This window comes from Alloalcanivorax balearicus MACL04, from assembly GCF_025532145.1.
Lineage (GTDB): Bacteria > Pseudomonadota > Gammaproteobacteria > Pseudomonadales > Alcanivoracaceae > Alloalcanivorax > Alloalcanivorax balearicus.
Window position 1 is genome coordinate 105161 of the sequence record NZ_ARXS01000007.1, and the last position, 23243, is coordinate 128403.

At 59.8% G+C, this 23243-nt stretch carries 21 protein-coding genes; 10 read left to right on the forward strand and 11 right to left on the reverse strand.

The features are described 5' to 3' along the window. Positions 1-26 precede the first annotated feature (26 nt). From MA04_RS08270 to MA04_RS08290, 5 genes are all read right to left on the reverse strand, one after another. Positions 27-1046: a phosphotransferase family protein gene (locus MA04_RS08270; RefSeq protein ID WP_163125470.1), complete on the reverse strand. Its 1020-nt coding sequence runs from the start codon at positions 1044-1046 to the stop codon at positions 27-29. 22 nt (positions 1047-1068) lie between these two features. Beyond that, entirely contained in the window at positions 1069-2277 is a 1209-nt protein-coding gene (locus MA04_RS08275; RefSeq protein WP_262460085.1) for an acyl-CoA dehydrogenase family protein, read from the reverse strand. 32 nt (positions 2278-2309) lie between these two features. Then, positions 2310-3470: a C4-dicarboxylate TRAP transporter substrate-binding protein gene (locus MA04_RS08280; RefSeq protein ID WP_163125466.1), complete on the reverse strand. Its 1161-nt coding sequence runs from the start codon at positions 3468-3470 to the stop codon at positions 2310-2312. 97 nt (positions 3471-3567) lie between these two features. Continuing rightward, positions 3568-4398 (reverse strand): SDR family NAD(P)-dependent oxidoreductase, encoded by an 831-nt coding sequence (locus MA04_RS08285; protein WP_262460086.1) that lies wholly within the window; start codon positions 4396-4398, stop codon positions 3568-3570. Beyond that, positions 4395-5729 carry a hypothetical protein gene (locus MA04_RS08290; protein ID WP_262460087.1) on the reverse strand — a complete coding sequence of 445 codons (1335 nt, stop codon included), beginning with the start codon at positions 5727-5729 and terminating at the stop codon, positions 4395-4397. The genes MA04_RS08285 and MA04_RS08290 overlap by 4 nt, the downstream gene beginning before the upstream one ends. Before the next feature lie 299 nt (positions 5730-6028). On the opposite strand from MA04_RS08290, the gene MA04_RS08295 reads away from it, so the two are divergent. After that, complete coding sequence (locus tag MA04_RS08295) at positions 6029-6661, forward strand: hypothetical protein (protein ID WP_262460088.1); 633 nt, start codon at positions 6029-6031, stop codon at positions 6659-6661. A 43-nt stretch (positions 6662-6704) separates the two neighbouring features. On the opposite strand, the gene MA04_RS08300 is transcribed toward MA04_RS08295, so the two are convergent. Next, on the reverse strand, positions 6705-8528 hold the full coding sequence (locus MA04_RS08300) for a bifunctional metallophosphatase/5'-nucleotidase (RefSeq protein WP_262460089.1): 1824 nt from the start codon (positions 8526-8528) through the stop codon (positions 6705-6707). A 219-nt stretch (positions 8529-8747) separates the two neighbouring features. Here MA04_RS08300 and MA04_RS08305 point away from each other — a divergent pair, with 219 nt between their 5' ends. From MA04_RS08305 to lepB, 5 genes are all read left to right on the forward strand, one after another. Further along, positions 8748-9200, forward strand: a complete 453-nt coding sequence (locus MA04_RS08305) for a GNAT family N-acetyltransferase (RefSeq protein WP_262460090.1) — start codon at positions 8748-8750, stop codon at positions 9198-9200. A gap of 19 nt (positions 9201-9219) precedes the next feature. Then, positions 9220-10194, forward strand: a complete 975-nt coding sequence (locus MA04_RS08310; protein ID WP_262460091.1) for a hypothetical protein — start codon at positions 9220-9222, stop codon at positions 10192-10194. Further along, positions 10194-11261 (forward strand): hypothetical protein, encoded by a 1068-nt coding sequence (locus MA04_RS08315; protein ID WP_262460092.1) that lies wholly within the window; start codon positions 10194-10196, stop codon positions 11259-11261. Before MA04_RS08310 ends, MA04_RS08315 begins: the two co-directional genes overlap by 1 nt. 12 nt (positions 11262-11273) lie before the next feature. Further along, positions 11274-13223: a hypothetical protein gene (locus MA04_RS08320; protein WP_262460093.1), complete on the forward strand. Its 1950-nt coding sequence runs from the start codon at positions 11274-11276 to the stop codon at positions 13221-13223. Positions 13224-13293: 70 nt separating this feature from the next. Then, positions 13294-14118 (forward strand): signal peptidase I, encoded by an 825-nt coding sequence (gene lepB / locus MA04_RS08325; RefSeq protein WP_262460094.1) that lies wholly within the window; start codon positions 13294-13296, stop codon positions 14116-14118. A 346-nt stretch (positions 14119-14464) separates the two neighbouring features. Here lepB and MA04_RS08330 read toward each other — a convergent pair whose 3' ends face one another. From MA04_RS08330 to MA04_RS08350, 5 genes are all read right to left on the reverse strand, one after another. Then, positions 14465-15211 (reverse strand): ABC transporter ATP-binding protein, encoded by a 747-nt coding sequence (locus tag MA04_RS08330; protein ID WP_163125446.1) that lies wholly within the window; start codon positions 15209-15211, stop codon positions 14465-14467. Continuing rightward, positions 15208-16002: an ABC transporter ATP-binding protein gene (locus MA04_RS08335; protein ID WP_262460095.1), complete on the reverse strand. Its 795-nt coding sequence runs from the start codon at positions 16000-16002 to the stop codon at positions 15208-15210. Before MA04_RS08335 ends, MA04_RS08330 begins: the two co-directional genes overlap by 4 nt. Then, positions 15999-16985 carry a branched-chain amino acid ABC transporter permease gene (locus MA04_RS08340; protein ID WP_240342732.1) on the reverse strand — a complete coding sequence of 329 codons (987 nt, stop codon included), beginning with the start codon at positions 16983-16985 and terminating at the stop codon, positions 15999-16001. The genes MA04_RS08335 and MA04_RS08340 overlap by 4 nt, the downstream gene beginning before the upstream one ends. Positions 16986-17002: 17 nt before the next feature. Beyond that, complete coding sequence (locus tag MA04_RS08345; protein ID WP_055099762.1) at positions 17003-17878, reverse strand: branched-chain amino acid ABC transporter permease; 876 nt, start codon at positions 17876-17878, stop codon at positions 17003-17005. A gap of 73 nt (positions 17879-17951) precedes the next feature. Next, complete coding sequence (locus MA04_RS08350) at positions 17952-19109, reverse strand: ABC transporter substrate-binding protein (protein WP_262460097.1); 1158 nt, start codon at positions 19107-19109, stop codon at positions 17952-17954. 313 nt (positions 19110-19422) lie between these two features. Between MA04_RS08350 and paaX the strand changes: the two genes are divergently transcribed. From paaX to pcaF, 4 genes are all read left to right on the forward strand, one after another. Further along, positions 19423-20349 (forward strand): phenylacetic acid degradation operon negative regulatory protein PaaX, encoded by a 927-nt coding sequence (paaX, locus tag MA04_RS08355; protein ID WP_163125439.1) that lies wholly within the window; start codon positions 19423-19425, stop codon positions 20347-20349. 396 nt (positions 20350-20745) lie between these two features. Continuing rightward, on the forward strand, positions 20746-21537 hold the full coding sequence (gene paaG, locus MA04_RS08360) for a 2-(1,2-epoxy-1,2-dihydrophenyl)acetyl-CoA isomerase PaaG (RefSeq protein ID WP_262460098.1): 792 nt from the start codon (positions 20746-20748) through the stop codon (positions 21535-21537). Between the two features lie 26 nt (positions 21538-21563). Beyond that, complete coding sequence (gene paaI, locus MA04_RS08365; protein WP_262460099.1) at positions 21564-22034, forward strand: hydroxyphenylacetyl-CoA thioesterase PaaI; 471 nt, start codon at positions 21564-21566, stop codon at positions 22032-22034. Further along, a complete protein-coding gene (pcaF, locus tag MA04_RS08370; RefSeq protein ID WP_262460100.1) occupies positions 22031-23239 on the forward strand; it encodes a 3-oxoadipyl-CoA thiolase in 1209 nt (402 codons plus the stop codon). The genes paaI and pcaF overlap by 4 nt, the downstream gene beginning before the upstream one ends. Positions 23240-23243 lie beyond the last annotated feature (4 nt).

The following is a 23243-nucleotide window of genomic DNA, read 5'->3' on the forward strand; positions in this document are numbered from 1 at the left end:
GTCATGCCCGGGCCGCCGTTCACGGATTAGCGGCCGCTTAGTGTCTCAAGGCCGAGACGGGCGAACACGTCCAGACTGTTACCGAAGGCCAGCGCTTGGTCCGAGACCGCGGTGCCGAGCAGCGCGCGCCGCCGCAGGCCGGCGGACATGGCCGCCTGCCGGAAAAGTGCGAAAGCCTTATAGAACCTCAGGTCGGTATAAGGGTGATGGGTTGCCTCGAAATAACGGGAGATCATCGACGCTTCGGAAGGAATTCCGAGAGCGGCGCGATCCAGCCCTCGCAATCCGGGTAATAAATAATCCGGAGGCAGATCCAGGACGGCGAGAAACTGGCCGAGGTCCGCCAATGGGTCGCCCAGCGTCGATAGCTCCCAGTCCAGCACGGCGAGGATCCGGTTCTCGCCGGAGAACATCAGATTGTCCAGCCGTGAATCACCGTGCAGAAGAACGGTGCTCGGGCTGTTTTGGGGTAGAAGCCGCTGCAGTTTGTCGATCAGAGCATCCAGTGTGGGGTCGCCATCGGGAAGTGCCGTCGCGACCTGTTTTGACCAGCGATACAACTGTCGTTCGAAGTAGTTGCCTTGACGGCCAAAATCGGCAAGTCCGACGGCCTTCACCTCAACACTATGGATCCGGCCGAGCATATCGATGGCGGCATCGAAAACGGCGGCGCGTTCGGCGTTTGATTTTCCGGGCAGCGCAGGATCCCGGAACACGCTTCCTTCGAGAAAATCCATCAAATAGAACTGGACGCCGATGACGTCGGGGTCATCGCATAGAACATGAACGGGCGCGACTGGAATAGCACCGTTCTGCAGTGCCGAAATGACACGGTATTCGCGATCCAGTGCATGGGCGGATTGCAGAAGCTCTCCGGCTGGCTGGGTGCGTAGAACATAAGCGCCGCTATCGGCCTGGAGCTTCCAGATCGGATTGGAGTTTCCCCCGATTATTGGTTGGGCCTCGCGCAAATTATGAAAGCCGGTGACGTGCCGTTCAAGCCAGCTTCCTAGCCGGGTAAGGTTCAGCGGCGGGGCGCTTTTCATATTGGTCTCCATATCCCGTCCGTTAGACCGCGTAGCGTTTGAGCAGAGTGCGGCCCAGCTGATTCAAATGCACTTGATCCGGCCCGTCGCCCATACGCATGAAGCGGGCATAGACGTAGGCTTCGGCGAGGAAGGTATCCTGGGTGACCCCCATGCCGCCGTGGATCTGGATGGCGCGATCAATGACGGTGCACGCCATGCTCGGTACCGCGATCTTGGCGGCGGCAATCAAATCCCGGGCCGATTTGTTGCCCACCTGATCCATTTTTTCCGCTGCCCGTAGTGTGAGCAGTCGGGCCTGTTCGATCTCGGTGAAGGAACGGCCAATGTCTTCGCGTACCGAGCCGTGGTCGGCCAGAAGCTGCCCAAACGCGGAGCGCGAATTCGCCCTTTTACACATCATTTCCAGGGCCCGCTGGGCGCAACCGATCAATCGCATGCAGTGGTGGATCCGGCCGGGGCCGAGACGCCCCTGGGCGACTTCGAAGCCGCGGCCCTCGCCCAGAATCAGATTGCTTGCGGGAACCCGGACGTTGTCATAAATGATCTCGGGGTGGCCCACCGGAGCATCGTCATAGCCGAAAACAGTGAGATCCCGAACGATATGCAGCCCCGGGGTGTCCTTGGGAACGAGAATCATGGATTGCTGCTTATGCACTTCGGCATCGGGGTCGGTCTTGCCCATGACGATCAGAATCCTGCAATCCTCGTTCATGGCGCCGGAGGTGAACCATTTTCGCCCATTGATGACATAGTGGTCGCCGTTACGACGGATCTCGCAACGAATGTTGGTGGCATCGGAAGAGGCCACTTCCGGTTCGGTCATCGAGAAACCGGAACGGATTTCGCCATTGAGAAGCGGTGTCAGCCATTCCCGTTTCTGTTCCTCGGAACCGTACATGGAAAGTACCTCCATGTTGCCGGTGTCTGGTGCCGAGCAGTTGAATACTTCGGAGGCCCAAAGCACCCGGCCCATACATTCGGCGAGAGGGGCGTATTCGAGATTGCTCAGCCCAGCGCCGTGTTCTCCAGGCAGGAACAGGTTCCATAACCCCGCGGTCTTGGCTTTGGTTTTCAGATCCTGAACGATTTGGGGCGTGCGGTAGCGGTTTTCTCCCTGGCTCTGTTCTTTATAGAGGTGCTCCACGGGGGACACTTCATCGCGCATGAACGCCTCCAGCCGCGCCAGAAGTTCGGTGCCGCTTATGCTATTTGACTGAACCTTTTCCACTGTTTTTCTCCTTTATCTCACGCGGCTTGTGCTTATTTCATGCCATAAGTGGATGGATCCACTTTTGAAAACACCTCGTTCCAGTAGAGCTCCTGATACTGCTCCAGGGAATCCACTCCCTGTGTCAGCCCAACCCATTTTTCCAGAATGGCGCGGAAATCCTTGAGCATCTTGGCACCATTTTTTACGCCATGTTTCTCCGCGTAGTACTCGGAAATGGTGTCTATGTCCTGCGCGATGAACGCCTCGGATTTGACCAGAAGAGAAGGGTCGAGATCATGTACCTTGATGCCTTTCTTCCGCAATCGGTCGAGGATCTCCTTCTCCCTTTCGTGATAGCTGTAAGGCACCATGGCGGCGGGGACGGCGGCGGCGCGTAATATGGCTCCCCGCTGATCATCGCTCAGCTTTTGCCAGACCTGGCGGTTGACGTTTTGCCCGGCGGTACTGAAGATGCCGCCGGGAGCCCCCATGGAGATATCGGTCACCGCTTCGGCAAGACCAAAATTGTCGATTTCAGGTGTGGAGAGCACGATGCAATCCACTACGCCCTGACTGAGCGCTTCCAGCATCTCATTGGCGGACATGGTGATGGGCGTACCGCCCATCTCCTTGACCCAGCGGGACCAGTTGGCGGCGCCTACCCGGAATCGTTTACCGGCCATATCGGCCTGGTTGGTAATCGGAGTGTTACAGACCAGGCCATAAGACGAGCCGCCGACCAAGCCGGTAAACACCTGATTTTGCGCCTTGAACTCTTCCAGGCATTCCTCGCAGTGTTGAAAGATGTACTCGGACAGCGCGGGAATGAAAGCCATACCTTCGCGGCCGGTAACATCCTCTTCCAGCAACTGCAGGATCATGGACGCTTCGGTCAGCATGTTGTTGTGCGGATATTCAGCCGGGAAATAGGGGGTCAGGACAAAGCCCACATCGGCGATGCCGTCACGAAGGCCGGCGGAGGTTTCCGCCATGCTCAACAGTGACAGAGCGTAAACCTTAACGGTGAGATCGCCCTCGGTGTAGTCACCCACGGCTTTGGCGAAGGCCTGACCGGCGACCACGGGCAGGGCTTTCGGGGGTTGCCCGATGGCGTAGCGGAGCTCACGGGCTTCGACATTGGAGGGTGCTGCGCCGAGGCCGAGCAGGATGCTGGTCATCACGGTGAGCAGGGCGTGTTTGAAGGTCAACATGATCGTCATCTCCTTGTTCTTATAGGACTGATTGCTGGTGGATGGTGAGCGTGTGTTTAACCGGTTATGCAGTGGTTGCGGAGAGAACCGTATCCGCTTACGCATCGGACGGACTTATGCCTCCCGATGCCAGGGCGTGACGTTCGGCGATAGCCCGCTGGCTGCCCAATACAACGGGACAAAGACGTGCTCCGCCGTCGATATCGATTTCGGCGCCGTTGATAAAACCGGCTTCGTTACTGCACAGAAAGCCCGCCAGAGCGGCGATTTCGTCTGGTTTGCCGAGGCGGCGGGCGGGGACCAGCGAAACGGTATCGTTCATGATCAGTGGCGGCATGTTGCGCACGGCGGGGGTTTCCACCAGACCGGGCAGTATCGCGTTGCAGGTAATGCCGTCGCGGGCGCACTCCAGTGCCACGTTGCGGGTTAGTCCCAGCAGGCCGGTTTTGGTGGCGGCGTAGCCGGTCTGCTGATAGAGACCTCCCCGTGCGGCCATGGACGAAATATTGACGATTCGGCCCCATTGCCGTTGCCTCATGGACGGAATGACCGCCTGGATCAGCCGCAGTGGCGCGGACAGATTTACCGTCAGTTCCTTCTGCCAGGCGTCGGATGTAATTTTCTCCAACGGCGCAATCTGGGCGGTGAGGCCGGCGTTATTGACCAGGCAATCCACGGGACCAAGACGTTCCAGGCATTGCTCCACCGCGCCAGGGATGGCGGCTTCGTCGCACAGATCAGCGGTAACCGCATGGATGTGGGTGCCGTGTTCATCAAGTTTATCGAGCAGTGCCGGCGGTGGTGCCGTTTGGTCGAATAGCGCCAGGTCCCAACCCTGTCGGGCCAGGTGCAGGGCGATGGCCCCGCCGATGCCGCCGCTGGTGCCGGTCACCAACGCCACGCCGCGGCGGTCACTGGAGTGGTTCATGACGGATTCCTTGTTTTCGCCGAGGAGGGCGGGGTCAGACCAACCTGCCGCAGTAGCGCGGGATCCACGTCGGCTCTGCGTGCCTTATGCTTATAGACATAGGTGCGGCAGGGCATGCCGGGACGCTGTTGAGCATGGCCGTCGATAACGAAGAAGAGCGGCACCTTGGCGTCGGACAGACGGCTTAACTGAGCCCGGTTGGAGGCCGCGCAGTGAGTGCAATAGGAGGGAGCGTCCTCGCGCAGGAAATTGATTCGGTGCGGATCGGACATGATGGGCGACAAAGGTCGGCCATACTGGAACATGTCCCGCCACACCGTGCCCCGGAACAGGCGTCCACCGCTGCCGCAGGGGTCCAGCGTAAAGACAAAGCGATCGTCTTCTTCGCTGAGTTGGAAGTCGGCGCAGTGGTAGTTCCAGGTGCGGGCGATCTCTCGGGCGAGAGCTTCGTCGTCGAGGGCGGCGTAGGCGGGGAAGCCAGCGACGAAGGCCGGCTCATAGGTTTCCGCCAACATTTCATCGAGGTAGTCGGCGCCACCGAGTTCCAACGCGACGGCGTAGAAATGCGCCAGCCAGACCACGCCGAAGTCATGCCAAGGCATCCATTCCTTACGTTGCCCATCAAGCAGGGCTTCTATGTCGGTGTCGCCCTGATCCAGTTTGTCTTCGGCCTGGCGGATGCGGGTTCGTGTTATGGATACCCGTTGCTCATCGGAGAACAGGGTTTGCCCACATTGGGCGCCCTTGGAAAAACGCAGCGTGCAATGTCCGTCGGACCCCTTTTCACTGGTCCACACTGGTTCGCCCAGCGCGTCGTTGAGCGCCGCCTGGTTGGCCTTGCAGGCCTGACAGAGGCTGTTGATGCCGTCACCCCAATCACCGTAGGCCTGAGGGTGACGTTCGGGCAGGCCCTGGCGGTCGAGCCGTCCTCCACTACCGCAGGGGGCGAGTTCCAGTGTTACCGTATCGGCCTCTTCCTTTATAGGAATCAACCCGGCGCCGACCTGGTGGCGGAATACGGCCACCAGATCCTGAATGGCTCCCTGAGCATCACCCTGACGCCACTGCTCGATCCAGGTGGCCATCAACTGCGTGCCAATCTCCCGTAGTGCTTCAAGGGCCCGTTGCTCGCCAAAATCCTGTCGCAACTTTCCCGCTTTGCGGGCCAGGGCATGGCAGGACAACGCGTCCAGGCCAGCATGACCACGCGCCATTTCTTTAAGGCGTACTCGGACCTCGGCAAGGTCACCGCGTCGCAATGCCTCAATAGCATGAGCTTCCGGAGGTTGGGCAATGTCTTCCAGTTCCGTATTGCTGAACAGCCGTGACATGGGGGCTCCTGGGCAGTATTGGGCCTATGCGCACCCTTCCTGGGTATCCCGAGGGAGGCGCTGCCTTTTCTGATAGTCCCGCAACATGGAGGGGTTAACTTGTGCTGAGTGGTTGCCCGCTAGTATTGAAAGACGGCACGGGGTGCTTTCGGTGGAGAAGAGCACCATTGATCAAGAAAATGGGACAAAGGTCCCATCGACGCTCTGTTGGATTGGACCCTGGCGATGTGAGTCATTGACCCGGCTATCATGGCTGGGTAGGTTGAGCCCCTCTTTTTTGGACTCCTCGGTGTAATCTCATGTTGGCGGTAGCCCGATCCCTGATCCTGTCTGTTTTTGGTATAGCGTTCATGGTGTTTGCCTTGGTGCATTGGGGCGAGCCGGCCACGGCGGAAGAGCGTACCGGTTGGTTGTATCAGCGTTTCGGCGATCAGGGCGTGGTGCTCGGCATGCTGGCGATGGGAGGATTGATGCTGCTCTCGGGTATTGTCTCCCTGGTTCGCCATCGTAGTCGCCAGAAAGCTCATCAACGGGCCATGGAAATCGCCCAGGATCCGGCCCGTCACGTGCCGGAAGCACCGGTTCAGGCGAAGACGCCGGATCCGAAAAAAGGGGCTTTGATCGTCGGGCTGGTGTTTTTGGCACTCGGGCTGGGGTGGAGCGTCTATTACGTTCGCGATACGTTGCAGGCGCTTGCCGCCGGCGCGTCCGTGGTGTCCTATTCCTGGTGGAAGACCATCGGTGGACCTTTCCTGGCGGGGATGGGGCTGTTTTACATCCTGGTGCGGCCCGGTACGTTGGAAGGCGTGCGGCATATGACGCCGGGTGAGCGGGTGAGCTTTCTGGTGTTCGTGGCGCTGGGGCTGGCTGCCGGGGTCGGCCTGCTGTTCTGGCTGTCGGCTCAGGCGGAAGCCTACGGGTATCTGTCCTGAACGACGGAGCCGGGCAGCTGGCACTCGGCTCCGGGTTTGATGCTTATTGCTGGGTTACGGACTTCAGGCAGTAAAGGTCCGGATCCAGCGCCGGCAATGTGTTGCCCGGCAGTTCCTCCCGAAAGTACTCCAGAAGTGGCACCACATAGGCCACGTCGGAATTCTCGAAGGCCTCCGGGTTGGCCTCTTGCACTTCACCGAAAGTGTCGTAGCCGTCCTTACCGAGCCCGGTGAAAGAGTTGGTGGCCACGGAATAGACAGCGCCGTTGTCGATGGGGGCCCAGGTTCCGCTTTCATCCCTTACTTCCACGTTCTGAATGCCGGTGCCGGCCGGCGCACCGAGCACCACGTCGTAGCGCAGGTTGGCGGAATAGGGGAAGGCACCGGTGGAGGCAGAGATACCCTGGGCGTAGTCGAGTGCTTCGTTGAGCACTTTGACGATGTCCGCGCCGGTCATATCGATGGTGACCACGGTGTTGGAGAACGGCAGGATATTGTAGGCGTCCGCCACGGTGAATTCCCCGTCCTCGAGCGGGGCGCGCACACCGCCGGCATTCTGGATCGCCACATCGGCCTTCGGCAGGTAAGTGAGGAAGGCGTCGGCTACTACCTGGGCGGCATAGCTGCCTGTGGGCGTTGCACCGGCAGGGAACGGCGTGGGGATACGCTCGAACGGCATATACTGGGCCACTTGTCCCAGGGTTTCCTGTTTGAAGCTCTCCATCTCCGCCTTGTATGGTGTGAGAATGTCGAGAATGGCCTGAGATTCCTCCGCGACCCGCACCGTGGCCAGTCCGTCGATCACGCTATTGATTTGCATCGCCTGTTCGCTGCTGGCCGCCACCCAGGCGTCGCTGGCATCCTTCACTTGATAATCCTTGCCGACCAGGAGTTCCACATTTCCGCTGATGTCGGTGATAACCCCATCGGCGTCGAAGTTGACTTCCAGTTTGCCCAGCCCTTTGGCGTACTCCCAAGCCTGAACGATATAAACCGGCTGCCCGTCCGGGTTGTTCACTACCGTGGGGTAGTCGCCATCCACATCCAGCCCCAGGGCTTCGAACTCGCCGGTGGCGTCGAGAATGTCGTGGGTGTCACCGCCGACGATCAGGTCGATATCACGGACGCTGGCGGCCAGTTCCTGATCGAAGTCGTAGCCCAGATGGCTGAGTACGATGAATTTGTTGATGCCTTCGTCTTTCAGAGCGTAGATGTGTTCGCGTACCGAGGTGATTTCGTCGTCGAATTCCACGGCGTCGGTGACCAGGGAGGATTCCTGTGTCTTCTCCACCTTGAGAACGCCGATGATCGCCACTTTCTCGCCGTCGATCTCCTTGACAACGTAGGGCGCGATATCGGAACCAAACAGCGGGCTGTCCGCAGTGGGGTGAACATTGCCGGCGATCACCGGGAAATTGACCGTCTTCAGCAGCTCGGCAAGATGCGCTTCACCCTCGTCGAACTCATGATTGCCCAACTCGTAGGCGTCCAGGCCGATAGCATTGAACACTTTGAAATCCACCTCGCCCTTGAACAGGCTGAAGTAGAGGGTGCCGTTCAACTCGCCGCTGTTGAGGACCAGGGTGTGATCGTCGCGGTACTCATCTATAGCGGTGGCGATGCGTGGAAAGCCGCCGAGGTCAACACGTACGGTTTCAGCACCGACCAGGGCTGAGTCGTAGTCCAGGCTCAGGTCGTAGCTCTGTCCCTCGAAATAGGAGTGATGATCATTGGTGTGCAGCACCTGCAACCGCAGTGGTTTGGTCCCCGATGCCGGGTTGTCGTTGTCACTATCACTACCACAGCCGGCTAGAAATAGAGCGAAGCCGGCCAAAACGAGGGCCGGAAGAGGTCTGGAAATAGCCACGATTCAACTCCGATTCGAATAAAGGAAAGGCAAGTCGATGCGCATCCTAGAAGCTGGTGATGACAGTCTGGTGGCCGTTTTGTGGACGGGATATGGCGGTCGCCTGTGAAAAAGGGGGCACGACATCCTTGGCATATGGCAGTTGGGAGGGCGTCGTAAAGTGTGATTTCGTTAAGGATTAAATACAATGAGGTGCTCTTTTGCGGAGGCCCTGAAAGCATGATGACCTTCCTTTCCCTGGATCCCGACTTTGTGCCGATGCCACTCTTGTTGATCGCTGATCCATCGGAACAAAATGTACGTACTTATCTGCGAGGTGCCCGGTGCATTGCTGCCAAGGATGAGGGCACTACGGTAGGTATTTGTGTTCTCAACACCATCGATGACGGCGCGTTGGAATTATTCAATATCGCCGTATCCCCCGAAGCGCAGGGGCAAGGAGTGGGCTCGACCCTGCTGCGCCATGTGATCGAATTGTGCAGGGCCGAAGGTGTACGGCGTATCGAGCTGGGTACCGGTACCTTTGGTTATCAGCTGGCATTCTATCAGCGCCAGGGGTTTCGGGTGGAAGGCGTGATTCGTGATTTCTTTCTCGATCATTATGATGAACCGGTGATGGAAATGGGGATCCAGCATAAGGACATGCTAAGGTTGGGGCTGGATCTCGGATAATCTTCCAGCACAGGATGCGATGATGGGTTTGGGTTCTATTTCTCCTCGATTTAATATTCATTGGCGACACCTTCAAACATTTCTTTTGTTCGCAACGGTGGCGGTCTGTTGTTTGGGCATGGGTGTCGTTCACGCCAAATCTGGAGAGGAGGTGCTGGATAGCGAACAGATCGCCTATTTCGTCGATTACGACATTCCATTTCCCTTTGAGCTGCGGGTCAACGATGTGATCGTGGCTGGCGGCACCCAGGCGGGGCCGGGTCCGGAGACTCTCAACGACTATATTCTTGAGAGTGGAGAGCAATCCGTCACACTCAGGGTGTGGGCGCCGGATGACTACAACGGCGGCCAGTTGCGGCCCCGGGATATTCTTGCTCTTACCGAAGCGGGGGATCGGCCACCCACGCTTTATATGGTGGACAAACGGACCGACGAATTCAAAAAGCTGCGCGCCCTGGCCTTCGCTCCCGTCGACCATAACCTTCCCTTTGTCGAACAAACCTGGCATTTCAATGCCGAGGTGCCCTACACGCTTGAAGGGTGGCGCTCATCGGAGGATCTGAGTCTCTGGGATCGGGAAGAGCTGGAACAGGCAACGGTAGCCAGATTCAGTGAACTTCGGAACCTTCTTAATAGCGGCGATGGCAAGGGGTTCGTTGATGAGCTGGCGGCGAGCAACGAGGAGCTCTTCGTCTCCAATTATTTTCCCAGGAAAAAGCGTCGAGAATTTGTGGTCAATCTGGAGGAGGTCTACGGCTCATTGAAGGGGCTGGTCCCGCCGGTCGAGAATTACCGGATTCGTATCATGGGGAGTGGCAGGGCCGTCACCCTGGAGGCGACCGGAAAGTACCAGGGGCATGGTGTGCTGACCACGGAAGACACCAAGGAGGGCACGGTTTATCTGATCTCGGTGGTACTGCATAAGCCCAAGGACTCAAAAGAGCTGGAAGTGGCGAGGATAACCGGATGGATAACCGGCATGGAGATAGAGTAGTGATCAGGGGTATTTGCTATGCCGTGTTGGTCGTTTTGTCGAGCACGGCGCCAACGGCCTGGGCTCAGGTCGCCGTCGACGAATTGTCCGCGGAACACGCGACCTTGGGTGATTACGCCAAGTTCCGTTTCCCTCTGGTGCAGGGAGAAGGGGAGGCAGCGCAACGTATCAATACCTGGCTTCAGGTGAGCTTGCTGGAGCACTTTCCCGGCGGCCCCGGCCAGACGCCTTTTGATGCGGTCTGGCCGAAGGAAGGACAATGGACGGGGGTGACATCTCTCGACTACCAGGTGGTGACCAATGCCGCCGGATTTCTCTCCATCGTTTTCAATGGGGAATACACCGGCGCTTACCCTTCTTCCTTTTCCCAAAGTTATCAATTTGAAACGCAGACCGGTCAGCCGTTGTTCCTGGCAACATTGTTCACCGAAGCCGGTGCGAGGAAACTGCAGGATCGGGTCGACGCGATGCAGATTCATGATATCGACGCTTTTTTGCAGGCCGACCAGCCGAACGGCCTGGATCAGCAGGAGGCGGAGATCCAGGCTGATCTTTACCGGGAGTGCCGCGAGAACGTCCGGGCCGGCTTGTACGATGAGAGGGAGTGGCAGTTGCGCGCCGATGCCTTGGTGATGATCCGGGGCTGCGGCTTTCCCCATGCGGTTCGGGCATTAAATGATCTCGGCGATGAGGAAAGCCGGTTCGACTATGAAGCATTGACGCCCTGGCTGAGTGAATACGGTCACTGTTTGTTGGTAGAGAAACGAGCCGACTGTCCGTTGCCGCGGCCAGGCCCCCATGGCGTCTTCATGGGAGAAATCGATGGCCGTTTCTCTGTAACGCTGGTTCTGGGGGCCTGGTCCGGCCCGGCCTGGTACGCCTACGATAAATACAAGGTACCGATACGATTGCACCAGGAAGCGAGCCGGGACGGCGCCGTGGTTCTGACCCGCCGTGCTGATGGCGAAACCACCGAGATCTTTACTTTTCAGTGGACCGATGATGGGGATTTGGTCGGGCGCTGGCAGCGACCGGGTCGGCCGCCACTGCCGGTTCATTTGCATTGATCGGGACGGGCCATGCTTGATCAAAACATCGGAAACCTGGCTGTGGCCCTGGTGGTGGTCTTATTGGCATCGCTTGCCCAAGGGGAGGAAGCCATGGAAGCGTTTCCAGAATCCGAGGGGAGCGACTGGCGGGTAGTTGAAGACGGCGTGCACCGTCATACGCCCGATGCCTTGCGTATCCCCGTGGTGGTGCTGGGGGAGCAACATGCGATGGGGGCGGAACGTGCTTGTCTTCTGGTAAGGGCTTCTTATGAGCAGGTGTGGCCAGTGGTATCCGAGGCGCTGGTGGGTAAAGTTACCTTGGTGGAGACACCCTTACCCTTGTTCACGCTGGATGAGCCTTGGCGGCGAGTGATGTTATCCCGGCATCCGCAGTGGCGGGACACGCTGGCGCGCGGTGGCGATGAACCGGATCTGGACGCGGCGGTGCGTGACGGAGCTTTGATGCCGGAAGAGCGGGACTGGCGCAGAAGCCAGGCCCTGGCCCGGTTGGATGTTTCGCCAAAGAGGCTGCTTACCCTGCCCTGGATGAAGTCCTTGTATTCCCGAGCGGAATCTTCCCGTGAATGGGCGCAAGGGTGGCGCAAGCAATATCACGTGAAGCAAACGGTGACGGTATTTGATGCCGAGCCGCTGCTGGGGTCCCCGGCGACGATGATCGATATCCACCGTCGTCAATCCTTTCCCAATCCGACGCACCGAAAGCTCCTGGTGGCGGATGGTGTGCCCACCACGCTCTCTCAGTCGCTGGTGCCCGCAGAGCTGTTTCAGGCGGTAATGAGCGCACTGGAAGAACATCTTTCTGATAGCGACTGGCAAATCAGTGAGGATCCGGCGCGTTGGCAAGCGCCGGTGAAGGCACCACCAGAGCCTCCTGCGCCACGACTTCAGCAGGCTGAGAAAGCTGGCAGTGAGGTGATCCCCGAAATTTACACTCTGACCAGTGACGATCCGCTGGACCCTCGGACGTTGCAGGTGATGTCCGATGGCAGTCTGGCCATCGGCGTGGAGCGGCCGGCTCAGGTCGATGGTGAGCGCCAGTGGATTGCCGAGGTTTGGCGACTGCAACCGGAAGAGGCTTCGCTATCGGTCTTGTGGCAGGGGCTGGACGGGGCGGACCCGATACTGCTGGACGAGAGCGCCGATACGTTGTGGTTCTGGGGGCGTCCGCTGAACGGGGGCGACGGGACATTATTCCGCTATCGCGGAAATGAGAAAGCGCCGCAGGCGGTGACTTTGGCAACGCCGTCAAGTCTGCCCGGCCCGGGCAACGTTCCACGTTGGCAACTGGATGCTCAGGGGCGTCCTCGCTTGTACAGCTATCGGGTGGACCGGATTTATCGGTATCAGCGTGAAGAAGGCGGGCGCTGGCATTACAACGCTGTCGAAGTGCCGCGCGCGGCTTTATTTTCGCAGCCGCTGCGACCGGTGCGCTGGGCTGGCGATGCCTTGTGGGTAGAGGATCTCTACGGGGTGACGGAGCTGAACCCCGCCAATGGCCGGGTACGAAAAGTGATTCAGGCACCGCAACGCTATGGCGTTTTCCCGCATGAAGGGGCGCCACCAAGTCCGGATTTGCGTCATCATCTCTCGTCCTGGACGGCGGTGGGATCTTCCCAGGGCCGATGGGTGACCAGTGGTTTCCAGTTGCGCCCAGCACCGGAGAGTGAGCGAGTGGCGGGCATGCATGTATTCGATACGGAAAAAGGGGAGTATCTGTATTCCGCGGTGCTCGATGGACGGGATCAGATCAGGGCTGCCGCGGCGTCGCCGGAAGGGCGTTGGCTGGCCATGGCGGTGGCCAACCAGGTGCAGCTTCGAGAAGCGCGTACAGGACGCACACCGGTGGCGCTCAAAGTGCCGTCCAACGTATCCGTACTGGCGCTGGCATTCTCCCCGGATGGCCGTGATCTCTATGCGCTGACACTGTCCACTGTATTGCACTGGCGTTTACCCCGGTAGCGATGATTGGTGATCGGCCCTCGATGGCAGGCCGCCGTATTTTCAAGGTACTTTTGATAAAGGAAGGATCATGCCGAACCGCTGGTTTGCCGCCGTGATTGGCGTATTGGTGCCGCCGTTGGCGTTTGTTTATCTGTCACGCTGGCGGTGGGTGCTGGTGTATTTTTTGGTGATGCTGGCGGCCGGTTGGGCGGATCTGACGCTGGCGGGCCGAGGCGCCCCTTCTGGTCTTGGCCTGCTGGTGTCCGCCGCCGCCGCGGTGCAGGCGTTTATTCTTGCGCGGCGCGTTCGTTTCGATGGCCGGCGACGCTGGTTCAACACCTGGTGGGGTACGCTCAGCTTGCCGCTGGCCTTCGTTCTGGTTGTCTTCACCACGAGAGCGTTTCTGTTCGACCTGTTCCGGATTCCGTCTTCCTCCATGGCGCCGACGCTGCGACCGGGCGGTTACGCGGTGATGCAGCGCTGGGGGTACGGGGTCTACGGTGCTTTCGGTCTGACTCTGCACGAAACTGAAGTGACTGAACGCACGCCGCCACGTCGAGGAGAGTTATTCGTGTTCCGTCCGCCGCAGATGCTGGGGCAGTTGTTCGTGATGCGAGTTATTGGCCTGCCTGGAGATCATATCCAGTATGAGAACAAACAACTGGTCCTTAATGGCGAGCCGCTGCCCACCGTATTCGGGAACGATGGCGAACAAGCCACGGAAAAGCTCAACGAACAGCGCTATTCGGTGCGGTATTCAATGACGGACGGGCCGGGACGTCGATTCGATTATGTTGTTCCGGATGGGCACTTCTTCGTTATGGGCGATAACCGCGACAACAGCCACGATAGCCGCTACCTGGGCATGATTCCCGCGAAGGATATGATCGGCAAGATCGTTCTGAACTGGTAGTGGGGAGCGAGCAAAAAAAGATTCATCGTGGAATGACGGGCATGAGTGTCTCCATCGGGGTCCCGGAAGGACTCCGAAGCCTCTGTGGGAGCTTGCCTGCAAGCGAATGGACTTCCGGGCCCTCAATTCGCTTGCAAGCAAGCTCCCACAGCGGCGTTGTAGCAGCCGCCGAATTTGTGTCTCAAGGCCAGAAGAACACCATGTTTTCCATCCGCCTCGAAGCGGGGCAGTGTTACGCTGTCCCTGATGGAGGGTTAGGACGGTTCCCACTAAACCGCGATGAACAAAAAAAGCGCCGTGCCTGCCAGCACGGCGCCTGCTCGAAAAAACTATCCACCCGGAAAACCTACCCGCCCAAGTAAGCGGCCTTGACGCTGTCGTTATCCAGCAGTGCGGAACCTTTTCCGCTGGCGACGATACGCCCGGTTTCCAGGACATAGCCGCGGTCGGCCACCGCCAGCGCTTCGGCGGCGTTCTGCTCGACCACGAACTGGGTAATGCCCTCCGCTTTCAACTCGCGCACGATGCCGAAGACCTGCTCGATGATCAGCGGCGCCAGGCCCATGCTCGGTTCGTCCAGAAGCAACAACCGTGGCCGCCCCATCAGGGCCCGGCCCATGGCCAGCATTTGCTGTTGGCCCCCGGACAGCGTGCCGGCGGTTTGGCGCCGCTTGTCCTTGAGGATGGGAAAGCGTTGATATTGCTTTTCCAGATCCTCGGCGATGGCGACTTTGTCGTTGCGGGTGTAAGCGCCCAGCATAAGATTGTCTTCCACCGACAAGCCGGAGAACACCTGGCGGCCTTCCGGTACTTGCACGATACCGCGACGAACGCGATCAGCGGCATCACTGCGTGACAGACTGCCACCATCGAAGCGGATCTCGCCGCCAGCGGGTTGCAGACCGGAGATCACCCGCAGCAAGGTGCTCTTGCCGGCACCGTTGGCACCCACCAAGGCCACGGTTTCCCCCGGGGCGATGGTCAATGCCAGCTCGTGAAGCACCTCGATTCGACCGTAGGCGCTGGTAATGTTGTTGAGTGACAGTAAAGGTGTCGGCTCGGGAGGGGGAGCGAAGGGCACGGCGCTGGTCATGCCGGAACCTCCTGTGTCCGAGGCTCGCGTGTACCACCACCCAGGTAAGCGGCGATCACCTCGGGGTGCTCGCGAATTTCCTCCGGAGTACCTTCCGCCAGTTTGCGGCCATAGCTGATGACCAGCAGGTGGTCGGATACCTTCATCACCAGTTTCATGTCGTGTTCCACCAGCACCACGGTGATGCCTTTTCCGGCGATCTTCTGAATCACCGATCTCAAGGCGTCGGTTTCGGTGGCGTTGAGACCGGCGGCGGGTTCGTCCAGCAGCAGAATGTCCGGTTCCGCCGCCAGGGCGCGGGCGATTTCAAGGCGTTTGAGCGCGCCGTAGGGCATGGCGGAAGCGGCGTGATCCTGATAATCACCGCAACCCACGAAGGCCATCAGCTCCCGGCAGTGTTCGCGACAGTCCCGGTCCGCCTTTCTCAGCCCTGGCAGTTTGAGCATGGCGGCCAGGGCGCCGCTACCGAGATGGCGATGGCGGCCGAGCATGACGTTTTCCAAGGCGCTCATATTCATGCAGATTTGCAGATTTTGAAACGTCCGCGCCATACCCATTTCGCAGAGCTTGTGGGGTGCCCGGCCAGTGATGTCGCGGCCCCCCAGGGTAACCGTGCCGGCGCTGGGCTGGTACAGGCCGGTCACCAGATTAAACAGCGTGGTTTTGCCAGCGCCGTTGGGGCCGATGATTGAATGCACATGGCCACGCTGCACATCGAAGGACAGAGCCTCGATGGCGTGCACGCCGCCGAATTCCTTGCTCAGATTAGTGACGGAAAGCAGAGCGCTCATTGGGCACCTCGCTGCAATCGCTGGAGTACGCTGGGCAGCAGACCCCGGGGCAGAAAAATCATCACCGCCATAAGAATGGCGCCGAACACCACCATCTCCAGCTCCTGGAAGTCGGTGAGAAACTGGGGGATGAGCACCAGGATCGCGGCACCAATGATGACACCGAAAGTGGAAGCCATTCCGCCAAGTACGACGATGGTGATCAGTTCGATGGAGTGCTCGAAAGAGGCCACGGTAGGGGTGATGAAGCCACTGTAGTGGCCATACAGGCTGCCGGCGACGCTGGCGTAGACGGCGGATATGACGAACACCCGAAGCTTGTACTTCGCGGTGTCCACGCCGGCTACTTGGGCGGCGATTTCCGAGCCGTGCAGGGCGCGCAAGGCCCGGCCCAGCGGAGAGTCGATGATATTCAGCGCCAGCAGTACCGCTACCACCAAGACCGCCGCGGCGAGTAGATACCACAGTTCCACTCCGGTCAACGTCAGGCCGGCGAACTGGTACTCGCCAAACACACTCAACTCATGGCCGAACAGGGACAGCGGCGGCAGACCGATGCCGTCCGGGCCACCGGTGAGTTGCTCTTCGTTGTTGAGTACGATGGCGGCGATCACGCCCAGGCCCAGGGTGGCCATGGAAAGGTAGTGGCCTTTCAGATGCAGGATTGGCCGTCCCACCAGCCAGGCCAGTACGCCGACGCCGGCGGCGGCACTGAGCAGGGCCACCATCGGGCTCAGATTGTACTGGCTGGTGAGAATGGCGCTGGCGTAGGCGCCGGCGCCATAAAACGCGGCATGGCCGAGGCTTACCTGGCCGGCGTAACCCACCAGCAGATTCAACCCCACTGCCACGGTGGCGGTGAGGCAGATCTTGGTCAGCAGGTCATAGTGGAAATCGTTACTGACCGCCAGTGGCATCAGTGCCAGGATCAGCGTCAGCAGTAGCAAGCCCCCGTATGGGGACATCAGAATGTTTTTCTTCATCGTGCCCGCTCCCTTCATCACACCCGCTCCGCGGCCCGGCTGCCGAACAAACCGTTGGGCAGGAAAAACAAGATGGCGAGGATGATCACGAACGGCACCGCGTCCTTGTAATCGGAGGAGATATAGCCGGCGGTATAGGCTTCGCTCAAGCCCAATAACAGACCGCCGACCACCGCGCCGGTGCTACTGCCCAGGCCACCGATGGCGGCGGCGACGAAGCCTTTCAGCCCCAGCATGATGCCGACGTCATAGGCGGTGAAAGTGATCGGGGTGACGATCAGGCCAGCGGCGGCGCCGAGCAGTGCGGAAATACCAAAGGCCACACCCAGGATGACCTGGGTCTTGATGCCGGCCAGCCGGGCGGCGTCCTTGTTCATGGAGGTGGCGAGAATTGCTTTGCCCAGTTTGCTGCGGCTGAAGAACACCGCTAATGCCACCACCAGCACCACGGCGATACCCAGGATCCATAGGCTTTGCGTCAACAGGGTGGCACCGCCGATGGAAAGGGACTCGGTGGCACTGAAGCGGGGCAGGGCATGATACTCCTTGCCCCAGAAAAACTGAGCCAGCCCCCGCAGGAAGATCGAAGCGCCGATGGTGATGATGATCAACGTCACCACGTCGGCGTCCCGCGCCGGAGCGATGGCCAGGCGGTGCAGTAAAATGCCCGCCACCGTGGCCAGCACCAGAGCGCCCACCATGGCCGCCGGCAACGGCAGGCCGGCTCCCACCAGTACCACCGTACCCATGCCACCGATCATCAGGAATTCGCCCTGGGCGAAATTGATCACATGACTGGCGTTGTAGATCAGGGTGAAACCCAGCGCCACCAAGGCATAAATGGCACCCAGGGTGATCCCCGAGAACGTGAACTGAAAAAACTCGCTGAACATGTTCGGTCCTGCCTGGAAAGAGGGCGGTGAGAGCAAGCATCCAGGGTGCCGTCCATGGCGCCCGGCGGGTGGATTACTCCACCAGCGTCCAGTGGCCGTCCTTCACTTCCAGAATGCGGAAGGAATCATAGGACAGCCCCATGTGATCCTTGGCGCTCAGGTTGTAAGTGCCGGTGACTCCGACATAACCCCGGATGCTTTCCAGAGCGTCGCGCACTTTCGCCGGATCGGTGGAGCCGGCCTGTTTGATCGCTTGCACGGCCAGTTGGAAGCCGTCGTAAGCGTAGCCGCCAAAGGTCGACACCGAACTGTTGTAACGGTCCTCATAGGCCTTTTTGTAGCCGGTGACCACGCCATGCTGAGGATCGCTGTCGGGGATGGTGTCGGCCACCAGCAAGGCGGTGGCGGGCAGACGCAGATCATTGGCGGCATCGCCTGCCAGTTTCAGGAAGCTGTCGGAAGCGACGCCGTGGGATTGGTAAAAGGGCAGTTCGATGCCCAGTTGCTTGTAGTTCTTGGTGACGATGGCCGGGCCCTGACCAAAGTCGAAGTTGAGTACCGCCTGCACGCCATCGGTATTGCGGATGCGAGTGAGCTGAGCGGTGACGTCGGTATCCTTCGGGTTATAGGTCTCGTCGGCCACCACCTCGATCCCCATGGCTTTGGCTTCCTCCAGGGTCACGTTACGTCCGGAGGCGCCGAAGCCGCCGGTGCCGGAGATCAGACCGATCCGGGTGAGACCGCGTTCCTTCATGTCGGTGAGTACGCGGCGGGCGGCCTGACGATCGGATTGCGGCATCTTGAACACCCATTTCTTCACCGGGGTGGAGATGGTTTCCGCGCCGGCCAGAGAGATGAACGGCACCCGCGCCTGTTCGATCACCGGCACCGCCGCCATGGTGGCGCCGGTGGTGCTGCCACCGATGATGAGATCGACCTTGTCTTGCCGCAGCAGCCGGGTAACGAAGGTGCGGGCTTTGGAGGCGTCACCGGAGTCGTCATAATGAACCAACTGGACTTCACGGCCCAGCAGGCCGCCGTTTTCGTTCAGTTGGTGTACATACAGTTCCAGGGTTTTCAGTTCCGGGTCGCCGAGAAACGCGGCCGGGCCGGTGACGGAGAGGAAGGATCCGATGCGAATGGGGTCTTCCGCCTTCGCGACCGGGGACAAGGAGGCCAGACCCAGCGCCGCCACGGCGCCCACGGCCAGGTTCTTCAGCATTGTTTTCATTATCACACCTATCTGCGTATGCCCCCGGAGGGACTTTTGTTTTTATGCGCCTGGTCGGAGTCCGGTGGCGCGGGACGTCTCATCAGCGTCCTCGTTTTTTCAGGTATAAAGCGATACGAATTTTAAGTCAAGATCAAATTTAATGTGTCACAAAGGTTGCTATATTAGCCCAAGTGCCTGTTTTATGGTGCTATTCATTGGCCTTTTATGTCTCCGGACAGGCGGGTTTGGTAGCATGTCGCGCCGCCGGAAAGGCCGGTATCACGCTGATTTGGACGCCCTGCAAAGGGCTCGGAGATAGGAAGATCGCCCAGTGGATTTGCAATGCGAGCAATTGGAACGCTTGATCGAACGTTTTCAGCAGCGCCGGCCGCTGCGTACCGGTTCTCTGATCATTACCCTGTTCGGTGACGCCATCGTACCCAGGGGCGGCGCGGTGTGGTTGGGCAGCCTGATCGATCTGCTCGAACCCATGGGCATCAATCAGCGTCTGGTGCGCACCTCGGTGTTCCGTTTGACCCGGGAGGGCTGGCTTATTGCGGAGAAAGTAGGGCGCCGCAGTTACTATGGACTCACCGCCGCCGGCCGCCGCCGTTTCGAGAAGGCTTTCAAGCGCGTTTATTCCGGTGTGCAGCCGACCTGGGACGGCGCCTGGACGCTGGTCATCCTCAACCAGCTGGATCCGGACGCTCGCCGCGATGTGCGGCAGGAACTGGAATGGATGGGGTTTGGCGGTTTGACGCCGGGCATGGTGGCTCATCCAATGGTGGATCGGGCCGAGCTGAACGCGACTCTCCAGGAACAGAACGCGCTGGAAGACACCATCATCTTCGAAACCCGGGCCCAGGACAGTTTCGCCTCGCGGCCGTTGCGTTTGCAGGTGAGAGACGCCTGGAATCTGGAGCAGCTCTCGGAAGGGTACCGGGAATTTCTTGATCAGTTTCGTCCGCTCTGGCAGGAAATGAGCAAGCTGGAGACGCCACCGCCGATGGAATGTTTTCTGGCGCGGACGTTATTGATTCACGAGTATCGCAAACTGTTGTTGCGTGATCCGCTATTACCGGAAGAGCTGTTGCCTTCGGATTGGGAAGGCCGCGCCGCACGCCAGCTTTGCCGTAATCTCTACCGCCTCACCTACCGTGGCGCGGAAGCCTGGATGAGCGAACGCACGGAAACCGCGGAGGGGCCGTTGCCTGAGCCGGGGGATGGTTTCTATCAGCGTTTTGGCGGGCTGGATTGACTAAAACGCTGCTGGCTACAAGGCCGCTGTAGGAGCTTGCCTGCAAGCGAATTGTGCTTTCGGGCCGAGGACATTCGCTTGCCGGCAAGCTCCTACAGCGGGCTTCCCGGGCCACGCTGATTCCTTATTGAGTTTTCTTTTGGGAATTTCGGTAACACAAAGGGAGGGGGCTGTGTTTTGAGTTTATCCTGCTGAAATTAAAAGAAAAAAACGCCTTATTACGGATCCTGTTCTTGTTTTGCCTCCCTAATTCGATACATAAATATCGATTTATCGTGTTGACTTGTGTCATGTCTGGGCTATGCTTTCCAACCATAGTTTGGCGTCGGAACTGCTCGGCGGGTCACTGTCCGGCAGGTCTGATCATCGATACCAAGAAAAGGGCAGGACCGGATTATGGAGTTCGCCACCATTGAGTTTGATCTGGAAGGCGGTGTCGCCACCCTGGCACTGAACCGTCCGGAACGTCTGAACAGTTTCAATGAGCAGATGCATCAGGAAGTGCGGGAAGCCCTGTCCGTGGTGGAGCGGGACGACAGCGTACGAGCCCTGCTGATCACGGGTAACGGGCGCGGCTTCTGTGCCGGCCAGGATCTGTCCGACAGGAGTGTGGTGCCCGGTGCCGAAGCGCCGGACCTGGGTTCTTCCATCGAAACCTACTACAACCCATTGATTCGCACCCTGCAGCGTTTGCCGATGCCGGTGATCGCGGCGGTCAATGGTGTTGCCGCCGGTGCCGGCGCCAACATCGCCCTGGCCTGCGACCTGGTTATCGCCGCCCGCTCCGCCAGTTTCACTCAAGCCTTCTGCAAGATCGGTCTGGTGCCGGACTCCGGTGGCACCTGGCAACTGCCGCGCCTGGTGGGTATGGCCCGCGCAAAGGGGCTGTCCATGTTGGGTGACAAGCTGAGCGCCGAGCAGGCCGCCGCCTGGGGTTTGATCTGGCAGTGCGTGGATGACGACGCGCTGCGTTCCACCGCCACGGACCTGGCTCGCCATCTGGCCACTCAGCCGACTCGGGGGCTTGCCTTGATCAAACAGGCATTGAACCAAAGCTGTGACAACGATCTGGATACGCAGCTCGACGTGGAGCGGGACCTGCAGCGTGAAGCGGGCCGTACCGAGGATTACCGCGAAGGCGTCGCCGCGTTCATGGAAAAGCGCGCACCTCAATTCAAAGGCCGCTGAGGCTGTCCCCCCGTTTGGAGATTTGCATGGCCGATCCGAATACCGCCGCCGCGGCGCTGGACAGTGTTGCTTTGGCCCGCCGTTGTGCCGAGTCCATGTACCAGCGGGATACCGCTACCCGCGAACTGGGCATGACGCTGAAAACGGTTTCTCCGGGATGCGCCGTACTGTGCATGCCGGTGCGTGATGACATGATCCAGGGGCACGGCTCCTGTCATGGAGGCTTTATTTTCGCCCTGGCGGATTCCGCCTTCGCCTTTGCCTGTAACACCTATAACGAAGCCACCGTGGCTTCCGGTTGTTCCATTGAGTATGTGTCGCCGGGATTGCCTGGTGATGTGCTTACCGCGGAAGCGCGGGAGTTGACCCGTAAAGGGCGAACCGGTGTTTACGACGTGCGTGTCACTGGCGCTGACGGCCAGTTGGTGGCCCTGTTTCGCGGCAAATCCTATCGCGTTCGCGGGCCGGTGATTCACGATGAGGAGAGTCAGGCATGAATGAAGCGCTGATTTTTGATGCCGTGCGCACCCCGGTGGGGCGCTTCGGCGGCGCTTTGGCGACGGTGCGCGCCGATGATCTCGGGGCGGTGCCCATGAAGGCGTTGATGGCGCGCCATCCGGATCTGGATTGGGCGCAGCTGGACGATGTGTTCTATGGCTGTGCCAATCAGGCCGGCGAGGACAATCGCAACGTGGCGCGAATGAGCGCGTTGCTGGCCGGTCTGCCGGTAAGTGTGCCGGGCGTGACGCTGAACCGTCTTTGCGGTTCCGGGATGGACGCGGTGGGTACCGCCGCCCGCGCTCTGCGATGCGGAGAAGGTAATTTGATGTTGGCCGGCGGGGTGGAGTCCATGTCCCGGGCGCCGTTCGTGATGGGCAAGGCGGAGCAGCCGTTCTCCCGCAAGGCGGAAATATTCGACACCACCATCGGCTGGCGTTTCGTCAACACGCTGATGAAAGAACAGTACGGCGTCGATTCGATGCCGGAAACCGCCGAGAACGTGGCGGAGCAATTCAAAATCGGCCGTGAGGATCAGGACGCTTTTGCCCTGCGCAGCCAGCAGAGAGCCGGCCGTGCCATGACCGCTGGCGTGTTCGACGCCGAGATCGTGTCGGTGAGCGTGCCGCGCCGCAAAGCCGATCCACTGATCGTCAGCGAAGATGAGCATCCGCGTCCGGATACCACGGCGGAAGCACTGGCCAGGCTGGGAACGCCGTTCCGCAAGGAAGGCGGCACGGTCACCGCCGGCAATGCCTCTGGTGTCAACGACGGCGCCTGTGCTCTGTTGCTGGGCAATGAAGTGGCGGCGCGCCGTTGGAACCTGAAGCCCCGTGCCCGGGTGGTGGGTATGGCCACCGCCGGCGTGGAACCGCGCATCATGGGTATCGGCCCGGCGCCGGCGACTCGCAAGGTATTGGCTCAGACCGGCCTGAATCTGGTCGATATGGATATCATCGAATTGAACGAGGCGTTCGCGTCACAGTCTCTGGCGGTGCTGCGGGAACTGGGGTTGCCGGACGACGCCGAACACGTGAATCCCAACGGCGGTGCCATCGCGTTGGGGCACCCGCTGGGCATGAGCGGCGCCCGTCTTATCACCACCGCTTTGTGCGAGCTGGAGCGGCGTCAGGGCCGCTATGCGCTGTGCACCATGTGTATCGGCGTGGGGCAGGGCATTGCCGTGGTGATCGAGCGGCTTTAAACGA

Excerpts from the sequence above, each read along its gene's own strand:
- MA04_RS08270 (WP_163125470.1), bottom strand. The coding sequence starts at position 1,046 with ATGAAAAGCGCCCCGCCGCTGAACCTTACCCGGCTAGGAAGCTGGCTT.
- MA04_RS08280 (WP_163125466.1), bottom strand. The coding sequence starts at position 3,470 with ATGTTGACCTTCAAACACGCCCTGCTCACCGTGATGACCAGCATCCTG.
- MA04_RS08285 (WP_262460086.1), bottom strand. The coding sequence starts at position 4,398 with ATGAACCACTCCAGTGACCGCCGCGGCGTGGCGTTGGTGACCGGCACC.
- MA04_RS08290 (WP_262460087.1), bottom strand. The coding sequence starts at position 5,729 with ATGTCACGGCTGTTCAGCAATACGGAACTGGAAGACATTGCCCAACCT.
- MA04_RS08295 (WP_262460088.1), top strand. The coding sequence starts at position 6,029 with ATGTTGGCGGTAGCCCGATCCCTGATCCTGTCTGTTTTTGGTATAGCG.
- MA04_RS08305 (WP_262460090.1), top strand. The coding sequence starts at position 8,748 with ATGATGACCTTCCTTTCCCTGGATCCCGACTTTGTGCCGATGCCACTC.
- MA04_RS08310 (WP_262460091.1), top strand. The coding sequence starts at position 9,220 with ATGATGGGTTTGGGTTCTATTTCTCCTCGATTTAATATTCATTGGCGA.
- MA04_RS08320 (WP_262460093.1), top strand. The coding sequence starts at position 11,274 with ATGCTTGATCAAAACATCGGAAACCTGGCTGTGGCCCTGGTGGTGGTC.
- lepB (WP_262460094.1), top strand. The coding sequence starts at position 13,294 with ATGCCGAACCGCTGGTTTGCCGCCGTGATTGGCGTATTGGTGCCGCCG.
- MA04_RS08330 (WP_163125446.1), bottom strand. The coding sequence starts at position 15,211 with ATGACCAGCGCCGTGCCCTTCGCTCCCCCTCCCGAGCCGACACCTTTA.
- MA04_RS08335 (WP_262460095.1), bottom strand. The coding sequence starts at position 16,002 with ATGAGCGCTCTGCTTTCCGTCACTAATCTGAGCAAGGAATTCGGCGGC.
- MA04_RS08340 (WP_240342732.1), bottom strand. The coding sequence starts at position 16,985 with ATGAAGAAAAACATTCTGATGTCCCCATACGGGGGCTTGCTACTGCTG.
- MA04_RS08345 (WP_055099762.1), bottom strand. The coding sequence starts at position 17,878 with ATGTTCAGCGAGTTTTTTCAGTTCACGTTCTCGGGGATCACCCTGGGT.
- MA04_RS08350 (WP_262460097.1), bottom strand. The coding sequence starts at position 19,109 with ATGAAAACAATGCTGAAGAACCTGGCCGTGGGCGCCGTGGCGGCGCTG.
- paaG (WP_262460098.1), top strand. The coding sequence starts at position 20,746 with ATGGAGTTCGCCACCATTGAGTTTGATCTGGAAGGCGGTGTCGCCACC.
- paaI (WP_262460099.1), top strand. The coding sequence starts at position 21,564 with ATGGCCGATCCGAATACCGCCGCCGCGGCGCTGGACAGTGTTGCTTTG.
- pcaF (WP_262460100.1), top strand. The coding sequence starts at position 22,031 with ATGAATGAAGCGCTGATTTTTGATGCCGTGCGCACCCCGGTGGGGCGC.